The 26,200-nt window shown below is 65.7% G+C and carries 16 protein-coding genes and 2 pseudogenes; 6 read left to right on the top strand and 12 right to left on the bottom strand.

Features of this window, described 5'->3' with window-relative positions:
- Positions 1-20: 20 nt before the first annotated feature.
- From AWC06_RS18645 to AWC06_RS18630, 3 genes and pseudogenes are all read right to left on the bottom strand, one after another.
- The gene (locus AWC06_RS18645; RefSeq protein ID WP_085199501.1) at positions 21-9,245 is read right to left on the bottom strand and encodes a type I polyketide synthase; all 9,225 of its coding nucleotides are present in this window, start codon (positions 9,243-9,245) and stop codon (positions 21-23) included.
- Positions 9,246-9,744: 499 nt separating this feature from the next.
- On the bottom strand, positions 9,745-10,467 hold the full coding sequence (locus AWC06_RS18635; RefSeq protein ID WP_085199500.1) for a DUF1906 domain-containing protein: 723 nt from the start codon (positions 10,465-10,467) through the stop codon (positions 9,745-9,747).
- A gap of 97 nt (positions 10,468-10,564) precedes the next feature.
- Positions 10,565-11,034: pseudogene (locus AWC06_RS18630) on the bottom strand (SRPBCC family protein).
- A gap of 143 nt (positions 11,035-11,177) precedes the next feature.
- Here AWC06_RS18630 and AWC06_RS23705 point away from each other — a divergent pair.
- Entirely contained in the window at positions 11,178-12,752 is a 1,575-nt protein-coding gene (locus AWC06_RS23705; RefSeq protein ID WP_085199499.1) for a serine/threonine-protein kinase, read from the top strand.
- 91 nt (positions 12,753-12,843) lie between these two features.
- A complete protein-coding gene (locus AWC06_RS18620) occupies positions 12,844-14,001 on the top strand; it encodes an aromatic ring-hydroxylating oxygenase subunit alpha (protein ID WP_085199498.1) in 1,158 nt (385 codons plus the stop codon).
- Positions 14,002-14,069: 68 nt separating this feature from the next.
- Here the strand turns inward: AWC06_RS18620 and AWC06_RS18615 are convergent, their stop codons facing one another.
- Positions 14,070-15,404, bottom strand: a complete 1,335-nt coding sequence (locus tag AWC06_RS18615; protein ID WP_085200036.1) for a lipocalin-like domain-containing protein — start codon at positions 15,402-15,404, stop codon at positions 14,070-14,072.
- Between the two features lie 95 nt (positions 15,405-15,499).
- Here AWC06_RS18615 and AWC06_RS18610 point away from each other — a divergent pair, with 95 nt between their 5' ends.
- Positions 15,500-16,975 carry an aldehyde dehydrogenase gene (locus tag AWC06_RS18610; protein WP_085199497.1) on the top strand — a complete coding sequence of 492 codons (1,476 nt, stop codon included), beginning with the start codon at positions 15,500-15,502 and terminating at the stop codon, positions 16,973-16,975.
- On the opposite strand, the gene AWC06_RS18605 is transcribed toward AWC06_RS18610, so the two are convergent.
- Genes AWC06_RS18605 through AWC06_RS18580 form a run of 6 tightly spaced genes read right to left on the bottom strand, consistent with a single transcriptional unit; the run spans position 16,972 to position 21,581 of the window.
- Positions 16,972-17,499 (bottom strand): maleylpyruvate isomerase family mycothiol-dependent enzyme, encoded by a 528-nt coding sequence (locus tag AWC06_RS18605; RefSeq protein ID WP_227370932.1) that lies wholly within the window; start codon positions 17,497-17,499, stop codon positions 16,972-16,974. The genes AWC06_RS18610 and AWC06_RS18605 overlap by 4 nt on opposite strands.
- On the bottom strand, positions 17,499-17,936 hold the full coding sequence (locus AWC06_RS18600; protein WP_085199496.1) for a MaoC family dehydratase: 438 nt from the start codon (positions 17,934-17,936) through the stop codon (positions 17,499-17,501). Before AWC06_RS18600 ends, AWC06_RS18605 begins: the two co-directional genes overlap by 1 nt.
- Positions 17,933-18,457 (bottom strand): FAS1-like dehydratase domain-containing protein, encoded by a 525-nt coding sequence (locus AWC06_RS18595; RefSeq protein WP_085199495.1) that lies wholly within the window; start codon positions 18,455-18,457, stop codon positions 17,933-17,935. Before AWC06_RS18595 ends, AWC06_RS18600 begins: the two co-directional genes overlap by 4 nt.
- A gap of 20 nt (positions 18,458-18,477) precedes the next feature.
- Entirely contained in the window at positions 18,478-18,903 is a 426-nt protein-coding gene (locus tag AWC06_RS18590) for a nuclear transport factor 2 family protein (RefSeq protein WP_085199494.1), read from the bottom strand.
- A gap of 18 nt (positions 18,904-18,921) precedes the next feature.
- Positions 18,922-20,478, bottom strand: a complete 1,557-nt coding sequence (locus tag AWC06_RS18585) for an AMP-binding protein (RefSeq protein WP_085199493.1) — start codon at positions 20,476-20,478, stop codon at positions 18,922-18,924.
- Between the two features lie 8 nt (positions 20,479-20,486).
- A complete protein-coding gene (locus AWC06_RS18580) occupies positions 20,487-21,581 on the bottom strand; it encodes an aromatic ring-hydroxylating oxygenase subunit alpha (RefSeq protein WP_085199492.1) in 1,095 nt (364 codons plus the stop codon).
- 145 nt (positions 21,582-21,726) lie between these two features.
- On the opposite strand from AWC06_RS18580, the gene AWC06_RS18575 reads away from it, so the two are divergent.
- Positions 21,727-22,962 carry a cytochrome P450 gene (locus AWC06_RS18575; RefSeq protein WP_085199491.1) on the top strand — a complete coding sequence of 412 codons (1,236 nt, stop codon included), beginning with the start codon at positions 21,727-21,729 and terminating at the stop codon, positions 22,960-22,962.
- Positions 22,963-22,968: 6 nt separating this feature from the next.
- Here AWC06_RS18575 and AWC06_RS18570 read toward each other — a convergent pair whose 3' ends face one another.
- Positions 22,969-23,160, bottom strand: a complete 192-nt coding sequence (locus tag AWC06_RS18570; RefSeq protein WP_085199490.1) for a ferredoxin — start codon at positions 23,158-23,160, stop codon at positions 22,969-22,971.
- 201 nt (positions 23,161-23,361) lie between these two features.
- Positions 23,362-24,123: a class I SAM-dependent methyltransferase gene (locus tag AWC06_RS18565; protein WP_085199489.1), complete on the bottom strand. Its 762-nt coding sequence runs from the start codon at positions 24,121-24,123 to the stop codon at positions 23,362-23,364.
- Here AWC06_RS18565 and AWC06_RS18560 point away from each other — a divergent pair.
- Both AWC06_RS18560 and AWC06_RS18555 read left to right on the top strand, forming a co-directional pair.
- Positions 24,122-24,398: pseudogene (locus AWC06_RS18560) on the top strand (FGGY family carbohydrate kinase); the annotation flags it as partial. The gene AWC06_RS18565 and the pseudogene AWC06_RS18560 overlap by 2 nt on opposite strands.
- A gap of 379 nt (positions 24,399-24,777) precedes the next feature.
- Positions 24,778-26,040 (top strand): hypothetical protein, encoded by a 1,263-nt coding sequence (locus AWC06_RS18555; protein ID WP_139820121.1) that lies wholly within the window; start codon positions 24,778-24,780, stop codon positions 26,038-26,040.
- Positions 26,041-26,200: the final 160 nt, after the last annotated feature.

Below are 26,200 nucleotides of genomic sequence, written 5' to 3'. Positions count from 1 at the left end.
GCCGTAACGCTATCGAACGCTCACCGGAGGTACACGCCGCCGTCGCCCAGCCGGGCCTCGGTGTCGAGCAGCATCGCCGCTTCCTGCCGCTTCTCGGACACCTCGTGGTCGAAACGACGGTCCGCGGGCCGCTCGTACATCGGCCGCCCGCCGGCGATGGCCGAGGCCAGCCGGCGCTGACCGGCCAGCAGGCGAGCGTCGGCGCGCCGCCGGTAGTCCGCCCGCTGTTCGGCATTCAGCGCGGCCAGGAACGCCTGCGGGTGCACCAGCGCGATCAATCCCGACACGTGGCCGAAGCCGAGGCTGGTCACCAGCCCCGCCTTGAGCGGGAACTTCCCGCGGAGCCGCAGGGTTTCGCGGACCCACACGAAGTGCGCGGAAGAAGCCAGTTCCTCGTCGACGCAGTCCAGGCTGCGGTTGGGCGGAATGACCCCGTCCCGCAGGATCTGGCACAGACCCATCATCTGGAAGACCGCCGCGCCGCCCTTGGCGTGCCCGGTGAGGCTCTTCTGCGACACGATGAACAGCGGCGCACCGGGCGAGCGGCCGAGCGAATCGGCCAGCCGCTCATGCAGTTCGGTCTCGTTGGGGTCGTTCGCGAGCGTCGAGGTGTCGTGCTTGGAGATCACCGCGATGTCGTCGGCGCCGACGCCGAGCTTGGCCAGCGAGCGCGCCAGCGGGGAGTCCTTGCCGCCGCGGCCGGCGCCCAGCGCGCCGAGCCCGGGTGCCGGGATCGAGGTGTGCACGCCGTCGCCGAACGACTGCGCGTAGGCCACCACGGCCAGCACCGGCAGACCCATCTTGACGGCGAGATCCCCACGCGCCAGCAGGATGGTGCCGCCGCCCTGGGCTTCCACGAAGCCCAGTCGACGACGGTCGTTGGGCCGGGAAAACTTCGAGTCGCTGATGCCGCGGCCGCGCATCATCTCGGTGTCGGCGGTGGCCGCCATGTCACCGAAGCCGATGATGCCTTCCAGGGTCAGGTCGTCGATGCCGCCGGCGACCACCAGCTCGGCCTTGCCCAGCCGGATCTTGTCGACGCCCTCCTCGACCGACACCGCCGCCGTCGCGCACGCGGCGACAGGGTGGATCATGGCGCCGTAGCTTCCTATGTAGGACTGAACCACATGGGCGGCAACGATATTGGGCAGCACCTCCTGGAAGATGTCGTTGGGCTTGTTGCGGCCCAGCAGGTTGCCGTGATACATGGTCTGCATCGACGTGCCACCGCCCATGCCGGTGCCCATGGTGTTGGCCACCAAGGTCGGGTGCACGTAGCGCATCACCTCGGCCGGGCTGAACCCGGCGGACAAGAATGCGTCGACGGTCGCGACGATGTTCCACACCGCCAGCCGGTCGATGGAGGTCGCCATGTCGGCGCTGATCCCCCACACCGTCGGGTCGAAGCCGGTCGGGATCTGTCCACCGACCGTGCGTGACAGCTTGCTCTTGCGCGGCACCCGAATCTCGGTGCCCGCCTTGCGGATGACTTCCCAGTCGGTCGAGTCGGGCACCGGCCGGATGACCGTGTGCTCGGGGTCGAACTGGACGAACGCGCGCGCATCGGCCTCGCTGGACACGGCGAAGCTGAAGTCCTTGTCCAGGAACACGCTCACCAGTAGCGGTGAGGCGTGATCGGGGTCGATCGAGCCGTCGTCGACCCACTCGCGGATGCCCACGCGTTCCACGACGGCGTCGTGGTAGCGCTCGACCAGCTCGGACTCGTCGACGAGTTCACCGGATTCGGTGTCGTACCAACCCGGTTGGGGATCGTCTTCCCAGCGGATCAGCCCGGTGGTCCAGGCCAGCTCCAGCACGCCGGCAGCCGACAGTTCGTTTTCGACCTCCATCTCGAAGCGGGTGCGCGACGAGCCGTACGGGCCGAGCTCCGCGCCGCCGACGATGACCACCAGATCGGCGGGGTCGACGTCGAGGTCGTCCCATTCCGGCGGCGGCGCCGGGGTGTAGCCGCGCGGCGGGGACGGCAGCGCGGCGATCGTGCCCTCCGGTGCCTGGTCAGGAGCTGCCTCACCCGTCGCCTGCTCGCGCGCCTTGGCGGCCAGCTCGGTCATGTCCAGGTCGGCATCACCGAGCCCGCCGGTGAGGTCCACCTTGATCGGCGAGTGCGCGGCGGCCACCTTGGACTCCACATCGCAGAGGTCCAGCAGCATCGCGGCCATCTCGTCGGTGGAATACGTTGTCACACCGGCCTCTTCGACGGCGCTGACGATGGTGTCGTTGTGGCCCATCAACCCGGTGCCGCGGGTCCAGCCGATCAGCGCGTGCGCCAGGCTGACCCGCTGCGCCCACGACGACTCGGCGTGCCAGCGGGTCACGACGGCGTCGAGCGCCGACTTGGCTTCGCCGTAGGCGCCGTCGCCGCCGAACATACCGCGGTTGGGTGAGCCGGGCAGCACCACATGCAGCCGCGACGCGATGTCGCGTTCGGCGCCGATCCGCGACAGTCCGCCGATCAGCCTCTGCACCGCCCACAGCAGCACCTTCATCTCCATCTCCGCGCGTGAACCGGCCTCGGACAGGTCTCCGGCCACCCGTGGCGCTGCGAAGGGGAACAGCAGCGTCGGGGTCTGCGCGTCTTTGATGTGAATGGATTGCGGCCCAAGGCTTTCGGTCTGCTCGTTGCCGACCCATTCGACGAGGGCATCGATGTCGGAGTAGGACGCCATATTCGCGGCGACCACCCACAGGGCCGCGCCGTAGCGGGCGTGCTCGCGGTACAGGGCGCGGTAGAAGGCCAGCCGCTCGTCGTCGAGCTTGGAGGTGGTGGCGATGACGGTGGCTCCGCCGTCGAGCAGTCGCCCGAGCACCGATGCCGCGATCGAACCCTTAGATGCACCGGTCACCACGGCGACCTCGTCGCTGTAACGGCCCTTGTCGGGGTTTTCCGCGCCCGCGGCGATCCGGCCGTACAGTGAGGCGTGGATCTGCCGCCCGGCCGCCAGCGCCTGACCTTGCCACCAGGTGGCCTGGGTGGCCACGACATGGCCGGCGCCCTCGAACCGCTCGGAGAGCCGCATCCAGTCGGCGTTGACCTCGTCGTCGTCGGCCAGCCACAGCTTGACCAGGTCTTCGCGGGCGCTGGCCCAGCGGTCGTCGAACACCACGGCCTTCTTGGCGTCGAATACCGGCGCCACCAATCGCGGCCAGTCCGAACCCAATTCGGCCGTGACCAGATCGATCAGTTCGGCGTCGCTGGCGGTCGGCGGCGCCGTCACCGGGTCGTCCAACCCGAGCTGGCCCAGCACCAGCCTGGCCGCTGAGGCCAGCACACCCTCGCGGCCGGTGATCTGCTCGGTGAACTCGGAGAGCGCGGCCACGTCGACAGTTGCGCCCCCACCGCCCGTCGACGGCAGCGCAACGGCAACACCGCGGCGCGCGGCCACCGCCGCAACCGCGGCGTCGATCACCTTGTCGACGGCCGCGGCGTCGGGCAGCGCGCCCTCGTGCAGATGACCGAGCGCGCCACCGCGCACGCTGGTGCCCTCGCGCGTTCCAAGCGCGATCTCGACGGTGACGTGCTTGACCCAACCGTCGCCGAGCTCCCAGGTCTTCTTGACCCGCTCGGCAATCGCACCCGGCCGCTTGCCGGACGGGCCAAGGGCGGTACGCAGATGGTCGTTGATCGCGTCGGAAAGCACTGGGCCGTAAGGCTTGTACGTGCGCGCCAGCTTGGTGACCTGGGAGCGCAGCCCGGCCAGGTCTGCCTCGGCGGCACCGTCGATGGCACCCAGGTTCAGCTCTGAACCCAAGTCGACCAGCAATTGGTTACGACGCGACGACGCACCGTCGGTGATCGATTCGATGGAGTCCAGCTCCTCGATCTGGTCGATGCGCATCTTGGCCGCCAGCGCGATCAGCGCGCACGTGGCGTCGGCGGCGTCGAACGGAATGTCATCGGGGCGTGGACCGGTGGACACTGGCGCCGCAGCGGGGGCCGCGTCAGCTTGCGGCGCAGCGGATTCGGCAATCGGCGCTTCCTCGCCGACGGGCTCGGCCTCGAGATCGGATTCCGGTTCGGGGTCGGTGTCGGTGGCGAACAGCACCGCCGCGTCGCGCTCGGCGTTGAGCACTTCCACTGTGCTGTGGGCATATTCGGGCAGCTTGAGGGTGTTGGTGGCCAGTCCCGCGACGGTAGGTGACGACTTCACTCCGATCTCGACGAAGCGCTCCACCCCCAGGCCGCCGGCCGCCTCCTCGGTGAACAGCAGATCCTGGGTCTCGATCCAGCGCACCGGGCTGGCGAACTGCCAGGCCAACAGCTCGATGAAAACCGTGCGCGCCATCTCGCGGGGGCGTTCGCGGCGCCAGGTGTCGTAGTCGGCGAGGATCGGGTCGAGCGGCTCGGCCGGCACCAGGTCGCGGATCTCCTGGATGAAGTCGCGGTCGAGGGTGAACGGCCGCGGCACAAGGTTGGGGATGTAGCGCCCGACGATCAGGTCGGGATCCTTGTCACGCGGCATGACCCGGTCCAACGAGCGACGGAATTCGGCCACGCCCACTCGCAGCACACGCGAGTGGAACGGCACGTCGATGCCGGGCACCAAGATGAATGAGCGTTTGCCACCGGTGATTTCGCGGCGCCGCTCGACCTCGGCCTCCAGCTCCTCCAGACCGCGCACGGTGCCGGCGATCGCGTACTGCGAGCCGCGCAGGTTGAAGTTGACGATCTCCAGGAATTCACCGGTGCGTTCGGAGATCTCGGCGACGAACGCGGGCACGTCGGCGTCGTCGAGATCGATCTGGGACGGGCGGATCGCCGCCAGCCGGTAGTTCGAGCGCCCCAGCTCGTCGCGCGGCACGATGTCGTGCATCTTTGAGCCGCGGTGGAAGACCATCTCCAGCAAGGCTTCCAGCTCGTAGATGCTGGTTACGCAGGCCAGCGCCGTGTACTCGCCGACGGAGTGGCCGCAGGCGATCGCACCTTCGACGAACGCGCCCTGCTCACGCATCTCGGCGACCTGAGCAGCGGCCACCGTCGCCATGGCGACCTGAGTGAACTGGGTCAGGTAGAGCACCCCGTCGGGGTGGTGGTAGTGCACGCCGCTGGCGATGATGCTGGTCGGGTTGTCGCGCACCACGTGCAGCACCGAGAAGCCCAGCGTGTCACGGGTGAACTTGTCTGCGGTGTCCCACACCTTGCGGGCCGCCTTGGACCGGGCCCGTACCTCCATGCCCATGCCCTTGTGCTGAATGCCCTGGCCCGGGAAGGCGTAGACGGTCTTCGGCGCCGCCAAGCGCGCGGTCGCCGACATCACCAGATCCGAGCCGACCCGCGCGGCAATCTCCAAAACCTCTGCACCCTGGTCGATTCCGACCCGGTCGACCCGGAAATCAACCTCGTCGCCGGGGCGGACCATGCCCAGGAAGCGCGCCGTCCAGCCGACCAGCCGAGCAGGCGGACGCGCCTGGCCGTCGGTGGCGGTGACCACGTGCTGTGCCGCTGCCGACAACCACATGCCGTGCACGATGGGTGCGTCCAGGCCGGCCAGCAGCGCCGCGGCCCGGTCGGTGTGAATCGGGTTGTAATCGCCGGAGACCGCCGCGAACGGGCGCATGTCCACCGGCGCACTCAGTGTGACGTCACGCCGGCGCCGCCGCGGGGTGTCGGTGGCGTTCTCGGATACCGCGCCGCCGGCTCGCACCGGGTCGGTGAGTTCGGCGGCGCCGGTGCGGCCGCGGATTGCGAATCGTTCCTCGAGCGTGGCCAGCACCGCGCCGTCGGCGCCGGCAACGGTCACCGACACCGGAACGACGCGGCCGACCTCCGTGTCGGTGGCGGTGGAAGCCGTTGCGGTGACGGTCAATTCAGCTGGCACGGTCGGCAGCGAACCGACCAGGTGAGCAGCGTGGTCCAGGTGCACCAGGCTGAGCAAGCCTTCCACGACCGGCACGCCGGAGCCGGTGACCGCGGAGCCGATCGCCGCGAACACGGCGGGCCAGCACCGACCGACCAGCGCGTCGGGCACGGTGGTGAGACCGGGCGCCAACGGCTCACCGAAGATCGCGGTGACCCCGGTGTGGTCGGCCACCCGCTCCGGATCCCACGGCATGCTCACTGTCGCCGTATGGTTGTGCACCCGGGGCAGAGCATCCGGACCCTCGACACCGGCGGCGATCGCGAGCACCGAGCGCATGGCCTCGATGGCGTCTTTGGTGCGGATAACGGGCATCCCGCCGTCGAGCGTGCAGACGGGCAGCGTGAACCGGATGTCGATCCAGGTGCCCGACACCGGCACACTCAGGACGACGTCATCACCGTCGGTCCGAAGCCGCGCACCGGTGGATGAGTGGGTGGCTCGGGGCTCTTCAGGGCCGTCGTGCACCTGCCACTCGGTCGGATCGGCGATGCGATGCACCGGGTTGGTGGCGGCGCGACCGGCCCACAGCACGTCCGGGGCGTCGAGCACGATGGCCAGCGGCCCGTGCACGTCGGTGCGGCCCTGCCGGCGTGCGGTCACCGGCTGCGGCCGCGTGCCGGATCTCAGCACCTCGTCGATCGCGGCTTGCTCGAAGCGGTCCAGCAGCTCGCCGACTGGTTCGTTCATCCGGGTGATCCCGGCGACCGAGGCGGTGCCGGGGATGATGCACACCTGGTCGGCGTCGTAGCGCGCGTCGTGCGCCTGCCACAGCGAGTCGCTGCGCCACCAGCGCCGGACGTCCTTGTCGATGACCGGGACGAAGTTGACCGGCTTGCCCAACGTCTTGCACAGCGTGACGAAGAACGGCACGTCGGCCGGGTGCAGTTGAACGGTCTTGGCGTCGGGGTAGTGCGTCAGCAACGTGGCGATGGCCTCGTGCGGGTTCTCCAACAACGCAGCGTCGGCGAACAGGGTGTCGATCGGGCCGAAATCCTTTGGGTGCAAACGCGCTTCGGCGCGTTTCAGCATCTCCTCAAAGCGGTCGCGCCAGGTGTCTGCCAGCCACGGGCTGCCCGGCGCGGCGGTGTCGGCGGTGCTGTTGCCGTCGCCGATGGTCAGCTCGACGTAGCGCTGCAGCCACTGCAGATATGTCATGTCGCCGACGTCACCGAAGTACGGCTTGGCGGTCTGGTTCAGCGCCGCGATGATCTCGTCGCGGCGCGCCGCCACCGCCTCGGCGTCGCCGGCGACCTCGTCGAGCAGCCGCCCGCAGCGCGAGGCGGTGTTGTCGATCTCATGGATGTCGGCACCGAGCTGGCTGCGGCTGGATGCCATGCCGCCCTGGGCTTTTCCGGCGCTGATCCACCGGTCGGTGCCCTGCGTTTCGACCAGCATTCGCTTGACCGAGGGCGAAGTGGTGGACTCCTTGGTTGCCATCGCCGCGGTGCCCACCAGGATGCCGTCGACCGGCATCAACGGGAAGCCGTAAGACTCGGCCCAGCGCCCGGACAGGTATTCGGCCGCCCGCTCCGGTGTGCCGATGCCGCCGCCGACGCAGACGGTGATGTTGGGTCGCGATCGCAATTCCGAGTAGGTGGCCAACAGCAGATCGTCGAGGTCTTCCCAGGAGTGGTGCCCCCCGGCGCGTCCACCCTCGATGTGCATGATGACGGGCTTTGTCGGCACCTCGGTGGCGATGCGGATGACCGAGCGGATCTGCTCGACAGTGCCCGGTTTGAACACCACGTGGCTGATGCCGATGTCGTTGAGCTCGTCGATCAGCTCGACAGCCTCTTCCAGCTCGGGAATGCCCGCGCTGACGACCAGACCGTCGATCGGCGCGCCGGACTGACGGGCCTTCTGCACCAACCGCTTTCCGCCGACCTGCAGCTTCCACAGGTACGGGTCGAGGAACAGCGCGTTGAACTGGTACGTGCGACCAGGCTCGAGCAACCCGGAGAGTTCCTCGATGCGGTCGTTGAAAATCGGTTCGGTGACCTGCCCGCCGCCGGCCAGCTCGGCCCAGTGTCCAGCGTTGGCCGCGGCAGCGACGATCTTGGCGTCGACGGTGGTGGGCGTCATACCGGCCAGCAGGATCGGTGACCGGCCGGTCAGCCGGGTGAATTTCGTCGCGAGTTTGACTCTGCCGTCGGGCAGCGTGACAACCGAGGGCGCGTAACTCGACCAGGCCCGGGCCACCTCGGGCACCGCGCCGATGGTGAACAGGTTGCGCTGACCGCCGCGGGTGGCCGCCGGCACGATCCCGATGCCGAGTCCACGGATCACCGGGGCGGTCAGCCGGGTCAGGATGTCGCCGGGCCCCAGGTCCAGAATCCAGCGGGCGCCTGCCTCGTGGACCCCGATGATCTCGTCCACCCAGTCGACCTGTTGTACCAGGATCGCGTCGGTCATCTTCCGGGCGAATCCGACGTCCAGGCCAACCTTTTCGGCCCAGCCGCCGACTATGTCGATACCGTCGGCAAGCCTCGGCGTGTGGAAGCCCACCTCGACCTGTACGGGTTCGAAGACCGGCGCGAAGACGTCCCCGCCGCGGATCTTGTTCTTGCGGTCGGCTTCTTCCTTCTCCGAGATCTGCTTGCAGTACAGCTCGAAGCGCGACAGCTGCTCGGGCGTTCCGGTGATGACGACCGAACGTCGGCCGTTGCGGATCGACAGCACCGGCGGCAGCACGGTTCGCACGTCTTGAGAGAAATCGTCGAGCAGCCGATAGATGCGCTCGGGGTCGGCATTGCTGACCGACACCATCGGCGAGCGATCGCCCAGCACTGAGATTCCACGCCGGCGCGCCACCAGCGTGCCGGCCGCACCGATCAGCTGGGCCAGGGCGAGCAACTCAATGTCGCGGGCACCCCCGGCCTTCAGTGCTTCGACGCCCAGCACGCCTTGCGAGTGTCCGACCACAGCGACCGGCGGGGTCGCCGTCAGGTCCATACCTTGCCGCGCCAGGGCACGCACAGCGGCGATTTGGGTCAGCAGCACGCCGGGCACCGACACCGCGGCAGAGGTCAGCTGCTTGGCCGACGGAACCGGGTCCTCCGCGGCCAGGGCGCGCACCCACCGCAGTGGCTCAAAGCCGATGGGACGGACCACCACCAGCTCCTTGGCCACCGGCTCGAGCAGCAGGTTCACCTCGCCGACCAGCGTGGTCAATTCGGACTCGATGCCGGCCGCCGACACCAACTCCTCGAGCGTCTCCAGCCATGCACTGCCCTGTCCGCCGAACGCAACGGCGTACAGCTCGCCGGCAGTGAGACGATCGACGAGAGCATGGGTGCCCTGCGTGGCCTCTGGAGCATCTGGGGTCATCCCGTCGTCGGACACCCGGTCGTGCTCGTAGATCGTCACGTTGTCGTATCTCCCTGAATGCTCGTATCGCTCGCGTGTCAGAGCCGCGCTGCCCTGGTGTCGACAAATTTCCGACCGATTCCCGACCGTCCCGGGTCTTGCGGCGGGTGGGCCCGAGGAGTGGAGCGTCGGGTCATCGGCTGCAATAAGAGTGTCATAAGAGGCTTGGTGTTTTCTTGGCGAGATCGGTTACTGGCGAGTTCTACGCATCGGTAATGGTCACGTGGGTAACACGCCGTTCGGCTGCGCTCGGAGGCGCGCGAACCAAACCTGCTGCGTGCAGGTGGTTACGGTCGAGTAGGCACAACAGCCCTGATCAAGGCAGTATTGTTATCAAATCGTTATGTAAAAATTTTGGCGTCCCACGCGCGTGACGGCGCGCGCCGGCCGTCGCGTCCGGCCGGCGATCATCAAATTCAGACCGCCAGCAAACGAATTGAAAAGTTTGCTGGAAACTTACCCGCGAGTCAGCTCACCGCGCCGCGGAGCGGCAGTCGGCTCAGTCCCACTGCCCGAATTGCGGCTTGATGATGTGGTTGACGTCAACCCCGACGCCTCCGACGCTGCGCTTGTCGATCTCGACCTGGTGCAAGTTGGCGGCGGGATGGGTGAATCCCTGCGGTGAGCCCCAGTTGTGCTGCCAGAAGTAGGAGCCCAGGCCGTCCTGCACCGCCCAGTCGATCGTTTTCGAATTGGCGTAGACCCCGACCCGCTGATGGCCGAGCACCGACTCCCAGCCCCGCAGATACGGAGCCACCTGCTGCTTGTACTGCTCATAGGACGGGTCGTCGTCGATGGACGCATAGATGGGCGCACCGGTTGGGCCGCCGGCGGCGGTGTGCAACTGCCAGCCCCGCTTGGCATGCGCGACGCCCGCGCTTTGACCGCCCAGCCAGTCGGCGGAGCTCTGCTTGCCGTACTGGTAGCACGAAACGATTTTCAGCCCATTGCTGTACAGGTCACGCGCCTCGCCGAGTTGGATCGGCTTGCCGAGCATCCAGGCGCCGCCCGGCCGGCGATCCGACACGTACCGGATGGCGCCCGCGGCGCCGGCCGCCTTGATATCGCTCGCGGGAATCACGCCGGCCGCGTAATCCAGCAACACCCCCAGAGGAGCAGCGGAGACCGGCGCTGCGCATAGCGACTCCGTCGCGACACCAAGGCCGATCAGGGCGGGCGTCGCGGCGGCGAATTTGAGCACGTCGCGCCGGGACAGCAACACATGTCACAGAGTACGACAAATACACCAATTACCACATGGACGCCACTGGCAACATCCCTCTCAAATGTGTGGGGGCGGTTAGGCGGGACCTGCGCCGTCAGCGCTGGTAGCGGTCACGCAAGCGGCTCAGCGTGGCTTCGATGCCGTCGGCATTGCGCCGGACGAACCCCATCCGCTGGTAGTAGTGCAGCCGATTCTTCAGGCGTCCGGCGTCACGAAAGTCGAAGGTCTCGGTGACCCGCGTGACGGTTGGCGTCACAGCGGCGAACTCCCAGCGCCACCGGTGGCCCACCGGATGCCGCCATTCGATAAGCCGTCGGGCTCCAGCGCGGTCACGGTGCTGGTGATGCGATAGGGCACCCCGAACATCCTCATCTTGGTGCAGAACCGCGCACCCGCCGTCAGCTGTGCGGGCGCGCGGATATTGTCGCGGACGGTGCCCGAGCCGTCGAGCTCGTGGTGGCGGCGCGGGTCGGCAACGATCGCGAACAGCTCGGCCGCCGGAGCATGCACTTCAACTGACCGGCTCACCTGGTTGGGTCCGCCGTCGACGTTGGTGACTGTCATGGTTCTGCCCTCCGGGTGCTACCGCTTATACGAACGTTCGGGCCGGGCGGTTCACGACGAGCAGATACACCGCCGCGGCCAGTACGCGCGGCCCGCCAGCACCGCAACCGTGGCGTCGCGGGCTGGTCTGTACGATCCTCCCCATGCCGCTGGTCAGTGGTGCGACGGCCGCCGGGTTCAGCATCGTTCGCCTGCTCGGCAGTGGGCAAATCGGTGAGCTCTATCTGGCCGAGCACCCGAGGTTGCCCCGCCGTCACGCGCTCGAGATCCTGCCGACCGATGTGTCGGCCGACCCGGAGTATCGCGAACGGTTCAATCGGGAGTCCGACCTGGCAGCGGCGCTGTGGCACCCGCACATCGTGGGCCTGTATGACCGGGGTGAGTTCGAGGGCCGGCTGTGGCTCTCGATGGACTACGTCGACGGAACCGACGCGGCCCAGCTGCTAAGCGATAACTATCCCGACGGCATGCCGGCCGACGAGGTGGTCGAGATCGTCTCCGCAATCGCCGACGCCCTCGACTACGCGCACGATCACGGGCTGCTGCACCGCTACGTGAAGCCGAGCAACATTCTGATCAGTCAACCCGAGTCCGACCAACGACGAATTTTGTTGACCGGCTTAGGTATCGCCCGGCGCCTCGACGACATCAACGGTTTGACACCGACGAACTTGACTGTTGGCACCGTGAGCTATGCCGCGCCCGAACAACTGTTGGGCGATTCGATCGACGGCCGAACTGACCAATATGCCTTGGCAGGCACAGCTTTTCACCTCTTAACCGGGTCGCCGCCGTTTGTGCACAGCAACCCCGCCGTCGTGATCAGCAAGCACCTCAACGAACCACCGCCACGACCGGGTCAGGTCAGACCGGAACTGGCCGACTTCGACAAGCCCGTTGTCCGCGCACTCGCCAAATCGCCCGGCGACAGGTTCCCGCGATGTCAAGACTTCGCCAAAGCGCTTGAGGCGAATTACCGTCTGTCCAACCTCAGGGATGCTGAAACCACCGCCGTGGTCATCGCGCCAGCAGTGGCAATCCCGCGAGACGCTGAGACCGACGTCGAGTCGCCGACCGAACCGGCCGCCGCGACGCCGTTCGAGGCCGAACCCGTCGGTGCCGTCGACCCGCCAGATGTCCTGCCAGACATGGGAATTGACGACGACCTCGTGTTCGGCGAAGCTGCTGTATCCGGCGCCACGGCTGACGACACACCGGTAACCTCGCGTCGTCGCCGGCTGCTGCAAACGGCAGGATTCGCCCTCACCATCATCACGGTGGTGCTGGTCGGGCTCGTAATTGTCCTGGCTCTGCGCTCAGCCTCCGGATTCCGTGATACGCCAACTAGTGACGAAACCCCCTCCTCATTGAGCACCATCCAGCCCACACCGCCGGCACCGGCGACGGCCATACCGCCGCCCCCTGTCATTGCTCCAGCACCCGAAGAAACCACGCGGCCAACCAGCACACCGCCGTCGGCAGCGACGACGACCATCTCACCAACGCACACGCCGTCGCCACCGGAGGCGGTCACGCCATCGATAACCAAACCACCCTCGCCGCCGCCGACGACCTCAGTTGCCGTAGACAACCGGCCCGCAGTCGGTATGCCCTGCGGCCCCCAACAAGCGGGCACGACGACCGTCTCAAACGTGGGAGCACCCGTCAGCTGCGTGAGCACGCCCGGCGGATTCGCGTGGGAACCACCTGGTGGCTGATTGACGGCACTCCGCCCGGCAGCGGCGCTTGCTTGTGAATATTAAGATTATAAAGTTAGCGTCGGGGTGACATACTGACGGCGGAGGGCTGATGGACCGCGATCAACTCATCGACTTGACCCGGCGCGCCGTGAAGCTGGCGCGCGACAAGACGACCGACCTCGCGCCTGCCGAGCAGCGGGTGCACGCCCGCGAGTACACATCAATCGAGCGACACGAGCGTGACGTCGCGATGCTGACGGCCAGCCCGCAACTCGTCGGATACGTATCCGAGTTGCCCGCACCGGGGACCTACTGCACCAAGACAGTGATGGGGCGATCCGTACTGCTGACCAGAACGTCCACCGGCGCGGTCAAGGCGTTCAACAACATCTGCTTGCATCGGCAGTCACAAGTGGTGACCGGATGCGGCAGCGCGAAACGGTTCACCTGCCCCTACCACGCCTGGACTTACGACAACACCGGGCGGCTGATCGGGGTGCCCGGCCGGGAGGGCTTCCCCGACGTCGACGTGAAGTCCGACGGCCTGACCGAGCTGCCGGCCACCGAGTTCGCCGGATTTCTTTGGGTGGCACTCGATCCCAGTGCCACGCTGGATATCTCCACACACCTGGGACCGCTGGCCGAGGAGCTCGACTCCTGGGGCATCGGGCGGTGGTCTCCGCTTGGTGAGAAGGTTCTCGATGCGCCGATCAACTGGAAATTAGCGGTCGACACCTTTTCGGAGAACTACCACTTCGCCACCGTGCACCGGCAGACGTTCGCAAAGATCGCGCGCAGCAACTGCACGGTGTTCGATTCTTTCGGAGCACACCACCGGTTGATCTTTCCGCTCAACTCGATCATGGAGCTGGAGGACGTTCCCGAAGACCAGTGGGACCCGTTCCAGAACATGGTGGTGATCTACGCGCTATTTCCCAACATCGTTTTGTCGGTGACCATCGCCAACGGTGAGCTGTTCCGGATCTACCCGGGTGCAGTGCCGGGCAGATCCATCACTGTGCACCAGAATTCGACGCCGCTGGATCTGTCCGACGAATCCGTGGCCGCCGGCGCTCAAGCGGTCTTCGACTATGCCCACGCCACAGTCCGCGACGAGGATTACAGACTCGTCGAGGGGTTACAGGCCAACCTCGAGTCGGGGGCCCGCGATTATCTGTTGTTCGGCCGCAACGAGCCCGGACTCCAGCATCGCCACGCCTCATGGGCCAACGCACTCCAAGGTGCGGAACAGCCGCGCCGAAATTGACGTTTTGCAGGGAAAGTGCGAGAGGCGGCCTGCAAAACGTCCGTTTCGGCGCACATGCACACACACCGTCAACCCTGGACCGATAGCGCCTCGGTCAGGGCGTCGACAATTTCCCGGCAATGCTCTACTGCCGTGTTCGTCAACAGTTCCCGCGCTTTTTCGCGCCGACCGGAGACCACCAACGCGCGGAGGCGGTCGACGAGGCCGACCAATTGCGCCTCGGCCGGTTGCAGGTTCTCGACGGCGGTAGCCAACACGTCGATGAGTTCCCAATCCCGGTAGAGCGCCAGCGAGCGTTCGTAGAACCCGAAGCCGCTCACCGGCTTTCCTCGCAGCGTCCCGTGATAGCGATACGGCCCTTCCATGTATTCGATCGGCAGGGTGTGCGCGGGGGCGGCCACCATAGGCTCTCCGATGAGATTCAATTGCAGCGTGGCACAGGTGAGCCGGTGCCGGTCGGGCATGAACCGGGCCTGCGCCAGTGGCGGCAGCAGGGGCCGCACCGAATCCGGCCATCGGACATAGCTGCTGATTGTGACTTCGACGTCCTCGGCGCACTCCGGCGCAACCGCGGGGTCGGGATAGCTGACCGTAACGCCCGAGAACGGTTGCAACGCATTATCTTCGGTGCGGTCGAACTGTCGCCAGATGCTCAAATCGACACCATTGTCCAAGTTGATGGTGCGCCATTCGTGCGACCGGGCGCGCGGGTCTCCGCCGCTTCCCCCGCCTCCGGCGTATTTGGGAAACCACTGCCGATCGACGTGGCCCGCGCTGCCGCTGACCTGTTCGCGCACTTCGCCCCAGCGCAGCGTCCCGGTCATCGCCAGCCCGGTCTGAAAATACGAATAGGTGTCGTGCTGGCCGAAACAGATGATCTTGCCGTTGTGCGTCGACGCGCCCACCGGCACAGGCGCGCGGGTTGGCGTGACGGCCAAGTCCAACTGCATCGTCTGGCCGGCCGCGTCGATGCCGACCAGGTTGACGCGGTAGGTGTAGGGCTGCAGCTCTCCGTCGGCGTCGCGGCATGTCGTCCACAAAACCGGGCCGGCGCTGCTGTCGTATCGGATGTCGAGGTGTCCGGCGGCCGTAGACAGCTTCGGCCTGGCCTCGGGCCGCATACTCGCCGGCGGCATGTCATAGTCGGTGAAGGTGCCGTATGCACCGCTATCGCAATCGAATAGCGACATGGTGTAGAAGTCTGCGACCACCGTGCCACCCGGCCGGTTCTTGTTGAAGATGGTCAGGAACGCGAAGGATCGGCCTGTCGCACCGGTCAGCTCACCGGCGATGAACCAGGTATCCGACTCCTGGTCGGCGTGCTCTCCTTCGGCGGCGGGGAATTCGAGTCTGCTGTCTTCGGGAACCAGTCGAAACGGGTAGCGCCGCCACTCGGTGTTCACATCGGCCTTCACTTGTCGACCCTTGGGTCCCCGGCTTTTTTGCTATGTTAGCATCAATAGCGAAGTTACCGTCGCCCTCATGAGGTGGTGCCCCGATGGCGGAACACCGTGACCACCGTTGCTACGACGAGCTTTTCATCGGAGGACACTGGCGTAAGCCGTCCAGCGGGCAGCGACTAACGGTCATCTCGCCGCACTCCGAAGAGCCGATCGGCGACGTCTGCGCAGCTGCCCCGCAGGACGTCGATACCGCGGTCGCCGCGGCCCGACACGCTTTCGACCACGGCCCGTGGCCACGGCTGGACCCCCGTGAGCGCATGCGCAAGGTCGAAGAACTCGCCGCGATCTACGCCGGCCACGTCGACGAGATGGCCGATTTGATCACCGACGAGATGGGTTCTCCGCGGAGTTTCAGCCGACTGGGCCAAGCGACCGCTGCGGCGTCGTTGATGCATCTCGCACTGGCCGTCGCACGCGACTTCCCCTGGGAAGAACGCCGCCACGGCGTGCTCGGCGAAGTGCACCTGCGACGGGCTCCCGTCGGCGTTGTCGGGGCCATTGTGCCGTGGAACGTGCCGCAGTTCTTGATCATGCCGAAGTTGATTCCGGCCCTGATCGCGGGTTGCACGGTCATTGTCAAGCCCGCACCCGAAACACCGCTCGACGCTTTGTGGTTGGCGGAAATGATCGAGCAGCTGCACCTGCCCGACGGGGTGGTGTCCGTGCTCCCCGGGGGCGCCGACGTCGGTGAGGCGCTGGTGCGCCATCCGGGCGTCGACAAGATCGCGTTCACCGGGTCGAGCGCCGTCGGACGCCGGATCGCCGCGCTGTGCGGAGAACAGCTCAAGCGGGTGAGCCTGGAACTCGGCGGCAAATCCGCGGCGATCATTCTCGACGACGCCGACATCGACAAGACGGTCAAGGGACTGAAGACCGCCAGCCTGATGAACAACGGGCAGGCCTGTGTGGCGCAGACGCGGATTCTCGTCAGTGAACGGCGCCGCGACGAGGTTGTCGACGCGCTGGCCGACATGATGGCGGGTCTGCAGGTCGGCGACCCAACCGACGAGGCCACCGACGTCGGACCGCTGGTGGCCCAACGGCAGCAGCATCGGGTGCAGGACTACATCCGGTCCGGGCTGAAAGAGGGTGCCCGCCTTGTGCTTGGCGGCGAGGATCGCCCGATCGAGCGCGGCTGGTATGTGCGGCCAACCCTGTTCGCCGACGCTTCCAACGACATGCGCATAGCGCGGGAGGAGATATTCGGCCCCGTGTTGAGCGTGCTGACCTACCGTGACGAAGATGACGCGATCCGCATGGCCAACGACAGCGACTACGGTCTGGCCGGATCGGTGTGGACCGCCGACGTCGCGCATGGCCTCGAGATCGCCGCGGGTGTTCGCGCCGGCACCTACGGCATCAACATGTACACCCTCGACATCGGAAGCCCGTTCGGCGGTTTCAAGCAATCGGGCATAGGTCGCGAGTTCGGCCCGGAGGGTCTCAGCGAGTACGTCGAGCTGCAGTCGGTGGTGAGCAAAGGCGCGATGCCACCGCTGCCCGGATCCTAGGCCGGCTTCCAGGAAGGATTACGACCCAGCTGCGCAAGCAGTATCGACTGTATGTCGCTGCGGTCATCAACAGCAACGGGCGCCTCGAACATCCCCGTTGCGGCCAAGGCGCCGGGGTCCGCCGGCAGGTCGGCGTAATAGCGTTCGCACCACCGGGGGTCGAGGCGGTCGTCGGCTCCCACCGCCCGGGCGAGGTCCCAGGTGTGCACCAACACATCGCGGGTCAGGCTAGGCACCAGCGCGCGTGCATCCGCGACCCCGTCAAGGCCGGCGTCAAACGCCTTCGCCAGCTGATCGTAGGTCAGCTGCCACCGAAGCTGCGGATCATCGCGTGGTCGTTCGGGTTTCAAACCGAGCGGTCGCAGAAGCAGCACGTCGTGAAAACCGATGACGTGCTCGAGCACACCTCGGGCATCCCATGCATCGCAGGGCGATCGGCGATCCCACCTTCCGTCCGCCGCGCGAACCGCGTCGCCGAACCTTCGGCAGACCGCCAGATGCAGTTGGCCAATGCTCTCGATCATCATGTCGGCTCAGGTAGCTGCACGGTGAGCTCGACCGGGCAACACAGCTCACCGCGCTGATTGCTCACCCCGATCTGCAGATCGACCAGATAACGCGGAGGGTCGACCGTGGTGTCGCAGCGCTTGGCGACCACGCGTCCTCGGCCCACCATGGTGTCACCGGCGTATATCGAGCCGGCAAGCGCCATTTTCCGGCGCACCACCCGGCTTTGCGGCCCTGCCCAGTCGGTTGCGATACGATCGGCGAAGCCGGCAAGGTGCATGGTGTTGACGAAAATCGTCGGGTGCCCTTGGCTTTTGGCGTACTCGGGATCGAAATGGCCGGGAAAGTAGTCCCAGGTTGCGCCGGAGTTCATCACCACGCGTTGGTAGTCGATCTCGTCGGTTACCTCCGGCAGCTCGACGGGAACGCTGAGCCGCTCCCAATCCACAGTCATGACGCCCTGTCGGGGGTGAAGCGGAACAACGTGTTTCGATTCGTGGCGACCACGGCGTCGTCTTGGCGGCGGTAGGTGTCTAGCGTTTCGACGAAGTGACCGACACCGAGCCTGGTCCGCTTTTCCGGTGACACCGACACGACTTCCTGCACGACGGTGAGCCGGTCCCCCTCGACGATGGGCAACGGGTATTCGGCCTCGTTGGACGCGTTGATGAACGTGGTGCCGGGCAACGGCACCCGGATGGCGATGGACGAGACGGGCGGGCGGCCGGTCGGCTCCCACGGCGGAGGTGTCAGCCACCCCATCAGCAGCGCCGGCGGTGCCAGCAGACCGCCCCAGGTGCGTGCGGCGAACTCGGCGTCCCAATAGGACGGATTACCGTCGCGCACCATTGCGGCGAACATTTGGATTCGAGCCGCACTGACCACGGTTCCCGCGGTTCTCGGCTCGGTGGCCAGACCGACCATCTGCAGCGCGTCTTGGTAAGTCCCGAAGGCCAGCCGATAACTGATATCCATCGCCTACGGTCTCATGCTCGTCACATCGTGAGCGGATGTCCGTTGGACACCGAATCCCATTGGAGTTCACGGGAAGCGAAGTACCACCCGCCACGCTCGTAGACGAGTTGATCGTGGTACGTCCCGGTGGTGTGCAACGTGACCGGGCCTCCCCCGGCAACGTCGAAAAGCAATGCGACACAGCGCTGGGTGGCGTTGACCCCGTCGACGGTGATCTCGTGATCGACGGTGACCAGCCGTTTGCCGCCGCCGTCGAAAGCGGCCCGCAGATCGGAGAACACCTCGCCACCACGGGTGAAGCTGGCCCCGGAATGACGGAACGTGGCGATCCACCCATCGCGGTCGCCGTCGGAATAGCAGCGGTTATGGCGCGCAGTCAGATTCAGGATGGCACCGCGTCCCGCCGCGCCGTCGAGTACATACTGCTGCTGGTAGGTCATGGTCATCTGCGCTTTTCTCCCATATCACCGACTGACGATGTATCCGTGGCTTTCTCGGTCCCAGGCGCCGGGCCCGAGACCTCGGGCCCGCAGAATATCCTTACGCACCCGGCCGATAATGGTTTTAGGAATTTCGTTCACGATCTCGACATAACGCGGTACGCAAAAGTACGGCATGCGTGCACCGCAGAAGTCCAGCAAGTCGGTGTAATCCAACGCGGCGCCCGGACGTAGCGTCACGACAAGCAGAATGTCGTCCTCACCCAGTTCGCTCGGCACACCGACCGCCGCGGCTTCGAGCACCGCCGGATGACGCATCACGACGGTCTCCACTTCGACCGACGAGATATTCTCGCCGCGGCGGCGCAACGAATCTTTGACCCGGTCCACGTAGGTCAGGTTCTGGTCGCCGTCGAGGACACCGAGGTCCCCGGTGCGGAACCACGTCGGGTGTGGCTGCACCCGCAGGCCCGATCCGTCAGTGACATAGCCTTCGCTCATCACGTGCGGATGTCTGGGCCGGCACGCGATCTCCCCGACCGTTCCAGCGGGCACCGGGTTGCCGTCGTCGTCAACGATGCGCACGTCGAAGTTGGGGTTGGGCCGGCCCGATGTCCCCGGGACCCCTTCGTCGGCAACGGCTTTGACGGCGATCGGAAAGGCCTCGGTCATCCCGTACATGGTGACGAGGCGGCAGCCGTAACGCTTTTCGATGTCGCGATATGCCCCCGCATCGATGGGCGCTGCGGAGATGAACCGTAGCGGCAACTGCGAATCGCGCGGATCGGGTGGCTGGTTCAGAAGCATCGACACCATGGCGCCGGCTCCGGCGAAGCCGGCAGCACCGCACGCGCGCACCTCGTCCCAGACGGACGCGGGATGAAACGCCGGCGCCAGCACGGTCGTCCCGCCGACGAGCATCGGCGCCAGCACCGAAGGCGCCGCGCTGAGATGAAACAACGGCATCGCGGTCCACAGCACTTCGCCCGCATCGAACTGCCAGGCCGATGCGACAGTCGCAGCGGTGGTGAACAGGTAATGCCATGTGGTGGCAACTGCTTTCGATGCGCCGGTCGTGCCCGAGGTGAAGAACAGGGCCCCGATCTCGCCGGCGTCAACCGCGTCATCCGGCGTCACACCAGCCTCGTCGAGCGAATCTCCTTGCACCAGCACGCTGCTCAGCATCGGCAACTGGTCGGCCACCTCATCGACGCGCTGGAGGCGTTCCGTGTCGGTGAGGACGGCCTTCGCGCGGGCTAGCCGCAGCGCGTGCAGCAGGAATTCGCCTTTGTTCGCAGCATTCACGGCTGCAGTCACCGCGCTGATGCGCGCCGCGCCCAGCCAGAAGTAGATCCACTCCGGACAGGTCGAGGTGAACAGCGCGACGCAATCGCCGCGGCCAATACCTTTATCCCGCAATACCTTCGCAGCCGCGCAGGATTTCTGCCGCATCTGCTCGAAGGTCACCGGGGTGCCGGCAATCGACATCATCACCCGGTCACCGAACTGCTCGGCGCGACGATCTAGCACTGCCGGGACGCTGAATTCCTCTACGCCGAAATCAGCGGGCCCGATGGGCATCAGGCCGCTCAAGCCTCTGCGGCCGCCGGATCCGGCTGGCCGTCGGGGGTGTATCCGAAGTCCTCGGGGGTGGGCTGCTCGCCCGGGTAGAACCGATGTGCCCAGCGGCGCAGCGCCGCGTAGTCGTGCGCCTCTTCCGGTGCAAGGTTCGGCTTCTCCAGGTACTTCATGTTCTCCCAGGTGAAAAAGTCCTGCTTCACCACTTCCTGTTGCAGCGCAAGGAATCGGGCGGCCCGGCCGGTGGGAACATCACCGCTGTCGCCGGGCTCGCGGACAGAGGCCTGCGTATAGAAGTAGTCCGTGTAGTCCTCGTCGACGGGGGTCTGGCCGGTGACCTGGATGGTGGCGACCAGCTCACTCGGGAAACGAACAATCCCCAACCCGAGCGAGTAGTTGTCGTAGATGATCTTGGCATCGACCGGCCCGTTCGGGGTGAGCCAAGTCTGCGCCCGGCCGCCGCCGAAATGGGCATTGACCGTGGCGTGCAGGTGATAACCGGACACCTCGAAGGATGCGGTGGTCGCGGGGTTGGCCGCCTTGTGCACGTATTGCACGTGATACGGGTCGGCCGCGTTTTCGATGATCATCTGCGCGTGCACCTTGACGCGGTTGACCATCCGGGTGTGCGGATGCAGCGGGTAATACTCGTCGGTCTCCAATTCGGCCAGCACCGGCGGTTGCCAGTACGGCAGGCGGCCATGGCGCTCATGCCAGACCAGGATGAAGCCGTACCACTCCGCGCTTGGATAGGTGCGGATGCGCACGTTCTGCTTGCACCCGATCTTGCTGTACGGGATCAGCGCATTGGTTCCGTCGCCACGCCAACGCCAACCATGCCAGGGGCAAACGATGTTCTCCCCCTCCACCGTCCCGCCGACACCCATGTTCGCGCCCAGGTGCTGGCAGTAGGCGTCCAGCACGTTCAGCTGGCCGGAGTCGGTGCGAAACAGCACCAACTCCTGCCCGAAGTAGTGCACTCGCTTGACCTCGCCGCGCGCCAGGTCCGAGGCGAAGCCGACGACGAACCACCCCGTCGGGAACCGGTACGGCGATAGTCCGATGCCGCTGGGCCCGAACTCGCGTTCCGAGGGGTCTATGGTCATCGAATTCTCCGTTTCACGCGCCGAGCGTCGGCTTGTTGGGGCTGAAGCGCCACGAATCGCCCAACCACTCGACGTTGGCCTGTGCACCTATTGTTACTATTTTAGTGATTGCACGTCAACCATTCGCCGGAGAACGAGGTTGCGCATGACCGCTGCGGCAGTCGACCTGTCTGATTTCGGCTTGTGGCGCAACGGTTTTCCCGACGATCTGTTCACCGAGCTGCGGCGCACCAGACCACTGTTTCGCCACCGGCTGACGCCGGGTGTTGCCAAGACCGTGCAGCGGGATTTCTGGATGACGACCAAACACCGGCATGCCGTGCGCCTGCACCGGGACGTCGACTCGTTCACCGCCGTCGACGGCCCATTGATCCAGCCAGTCGACATGTTCTCGTCGTATCCGACCATCATCAACATGGACCCGCCGGGGCTCAACAAACGGCGCAAGCTCATCTCCAGCGCGTTCACGCCACGGGCAATCGCCAAACTCGAGGACGGTATCCGGGCACGGGCGGCGCGCATGATCGACCATCTCCTCGCCGAGGGCGGCGGTGACTGGATCGAGGACGTGGCCGACGCGCTGCCGATGACGGTCATCGGCGACATCATCGGCATCCCGGACGAGGACCGGCCCCGGATCTTCGACATCCTCGACCGCATCCTCAAGGCCCGCTCCCCCGAGGCGCGGCTTAGCCGGCAGCAGGAAATCGACCTCTACGCCGCGATCTTCGGATACGCGATGGAGCTTACCGCCGAAAAGCGGCGCAATCCGGCCGACGACATCTGGAGCACTCTCGCGTCCGCGGTCATCACCGGCGATGACGACGAGGAGTTCCGGCTGCCCACCAACGAATTGGAGTTCTTCTTTTTCGTTCTGGCGTTCGCCGGCAGCGACACCACCAAAAACGCGTTGGCCATGGGGCTGCAGGCGTTCGTGGCGAACCACGAGCAGATCGAGCGTTATCGCGAAGATGAAGCGCTGCGGCCCGGCGCCGTGGAGGAGGTGTTGCGCTGGGCGTCGCCAGTGGCGTACTGGACGCGCACCGCCAAGGTCGACGTCGAAATGGACGGCCTGCACATCCCTCGAGGTGACCGCGTGGTGTCGATGCTGCGCTCGGCCAACCGCGACGAGGAGGTCTTCTCCTCGCCGTTCACCTTCGACATCGCTCGCCAACCCAACCCGCATGTGGCATTCGGCGGCGGCGGGCCGCACCACTGCCTGGGCGCCATGCTGGCGCGCGCCGAGATCCGCGCCGTGTTCGACGAACTGCTGCTGCGTTGTGATGGCATCAGCCTCGGTCCGGCCCAGGTGGCCTACCCGAATCTGACTACCAACATGTCGATCTATGACGCGATGCCGATTTCGTTGGCTGGTCGCTGAAGGCGATCATTCGAAGATTCGCAGCGCGGCCTTGGGGCATTGGTCCACCGCGGCCCGCGCATCAATCTCCAAATCCTCGGGCACCGGGCCGTCGGCGATCTGCACCACGTCGGAATCCCCCAATTCGAAGATCCTCGGGGCCAGCGATTCGCAGAACCCATTGGCCTCACACAAGTCCGGGTCGACGATCACTCGCATCGGATGCTCCTTCTCTGTCAGGTGACGCAACGACGACGGTACGCGCGCATTTTTGATGAGTCGACGGACATGATCGCCCAAGTTGTCGAGAGAAATCAGAACGATGTGCCCGGCGCCCGATGCGTGGGCTCAACGAGCGCCCGCTCATTTGGCAGCCCGACGCAACAACTGCCGACCCAGCCAATTGAAGACGCGACTGATTTACTGGCCGCTACGGGCCCGGCGGGCCACCACGATCGCCGGTCTGTATACGCCGCCGCGCAGCTCCAGCGTGATCGCCGGATCGGCATGGCGGGCCAATGCCCGCAGCGCCGACCGGCTGTAGGCGCGCAGCGAGCTGATCACCGTGTCATGGGCGACCGGGGTCACCGGTAAGAGCGGCAGGTTCGACGCCACCAGCAGGATGTGCGGTAATGACGGCGGGCGCGGTACGTCGATGATCAGCAGTTTGTCCGCGGCCCGGGTGCCTTCGGCGAACACCCGGGCGGCCAGCGCCGGCGGCAGGTGGTGGAAGGACATCGCGAAGACGGCGAGGTCGTAGTTCCCATCGGGCGCGTCGATCCGGGTGGCGTCCATCTCGCGGACCACCGCTCGCGGATGGCTGCCCAGGTCACCGGCGGCGATGGCGGCCACCGACATGGGCTCGATGTCCGTTACCGTGACGTGGGCGGTGGGGTGCATCTTCAGCAGCGCGCGCGACAGCCCACCGTGGCCGGAGCCGAGTTCGAGGACCTTGGGATCGGGCACGTCAGTGACCTCATTGAGCGCGATGCGCGCGAACTTCTTGTGCGTCCCGAAAATTCTTCCGCCGCGGTCAAGAGCACGGACCACGCTGCGTTTCAGATCGTCGACGTCGTCGCGGTCGAGGTATTCGAGCCGATCTGTCTTCAACCGCCGGTCCAGCCAGGATGCGTCCGGTCCGCCGCGCGGCATGGTTTCGATGTCGAGGATATCGGGGACCATGTGTCCATCATGGACGATTGCATGCACGGAAGGAGAGCAGTTGGGCGAGTTCGTCGCCGCCATTGAACAGGGTGGCCGCCACCAGGTTGAGCACGAGCACATCCTGCCGCGAGCGGCATGGATCGCGCACAACTCGGTCGAGATCTGGGAGCGCACCACAACCGTGCTGATAGCGGTGCTCAACGCTACTCAGCTGTCACCGAATATATTGGTGCGCTGGGGATTACAAACCAACATGAGAGACGCTGGTATGGAACCGGCACACGGCGCGGCCAACACCAGCTCAGCCCATGCGGCACCGGATCCGCCCACGCACGCATCCCCGCGGCCGCCACATCCAAAGCCGTCGCCAGGCAACCAGACTCGGAGCCAGAACCGACCTCAGGCACCGGCCCTAAATCGACCTCCTGCTCCTCCAATAATGGATCATCGGAACTGGTTGGGGCGCAATGCTCGTCGCTGTCAACGTCGGCGCCGGCGGGTTCGACGGCAGTGCGGACACTGCCCTCCTACACCCCGGTGGCGGCGGCGACGGCTCGATGGGACACTCCGCCCCCGCTGGGGGCGGACGGCCGCGACGGTGTCGAACAATGGCTTGTCAAAAATCATTCCGGATACATCCGGAACGAGTACGGTAAAAGCTATCGTGGGTGCTTGCCAATCAATCTGGAGACCGCAGTGGACGTAGGCCATGTTGGCAGCCTGTTTACCCACGCGGTGGAGCCGATCCTCGGTGGCGATGACATCGCATTCTTTCTGAAATTCCGCGACAATTACGATCCGGATCGTTTGTGGGAGTCCTACGAGTCTCTAGTGCGCCAAAACCCGGCCTTACAGGTAACCCTCAGACCTGTTAATAAATCTTTTTCATGGGTACCGATCAATTCTGAGGAGCTGAACGCCGCCCTCGACAGCCAGCGTCAGCGCTTTTCCCAATTATTCTCTCTTGAGGAGCTACTTTCGCCCGCTCATGCGCTTACACCCCCGCTTCCCGTCCGGATTTCGCAGATGGAGGACAGGAAAGTCTGCTTCCAGATGAGGCACGCTTTCTCCAGCGGTCTCGGCGCCCTGCAATGGATAGAATACTGGCTCGCTGCCTTCGACGGTGAATCCGTCCCGGTTGCCCCGGCTGCGGGCCGTTTCGATTCCACCGCCCCTTTAATTGGACTGGCACTCTTGCCGTTCTATCTCCTCGGCTATCTCGCACATGCAGGACTGAAACAAGCCCGCAATACAGTCGACCTCACCCATGGCAAGACGCCGAGGCCCCATAATAACGGCTACGCGTCCCGCACGTATCAGTTCTCCGAGCCGGAGACCGATCGGATCCTCGCCGAAGCTCACAAGCTCAATCTCTCGCTTACCCAGTACATGTGTCTCGCGGTCGCCAAAGCAATGCTCTCCGCCCAACCAGAAAAATCGCGCGTCTGTATGGCGATCCCCACTGATCTCGCCCGTTACTCACCCAATTTTCCTCGCACTGTGCCCGGCAACTACACCGGCAGCCTGACTGTGCAATTGCGGCGCGGAGCGCCACTGCAGTCGCAGATTGCCCGTCAATTTAGCTGGCTTCGCCGTGGCATCGATTACTGGCTCAATCGCGTCGTCGGTGCCCTTTCCCGCAGAGAGCAGAGGCTCGTAAACAGATTGGCCCGCGGCGCGTTGCTTCCCGTCCACCGGCGCGGCCCGTTTCAGAACGTTTCCTGCGCGGTGACGAACGTCGGTGCTGTAAAGTCTCCCGCATTCTGCGCCCGAATCGAATCCGGTACCGGCAGCACCAAAACCCAAACCATTCTCTTCACCATCTTCAGACTTCACGGTCGCCTTAGCGCCAACGTCACGTTCGACCGCGACCTCTACGACTCTGAAGAAGTGTTCCGTGTGGCCGATGCTGCCCTAGCGAACCTTGCTCGCTAGCCGCTTGGCGATCGACCTGTGTCACTTTATTCGTGATGGGCTGATTTGTGGCGAATCACCAAACCGCGCACCGCACGTGCAGGTGGATGCAGTGGTCTTGCGCGGTTGGACCGTGCCTGGAAATCTGTTGCCAGGCAGCGGATTCAACCTTTCAGCTCGT

Origin of the sequence: Mycobacterium fragae (assembly GCF_002102185.1) — a bacterium.
Taxonomy (GTDB): domain Bacteria; phylum Actinomycetota; class Actinomycetes; order Mycobacteriales; family Mycobacteriaceae; genus Mycobacterium; species Mycobacterium fragae.
This window is presented reverse-complemented; position numbering and strand designations above follow the sequence as displayed.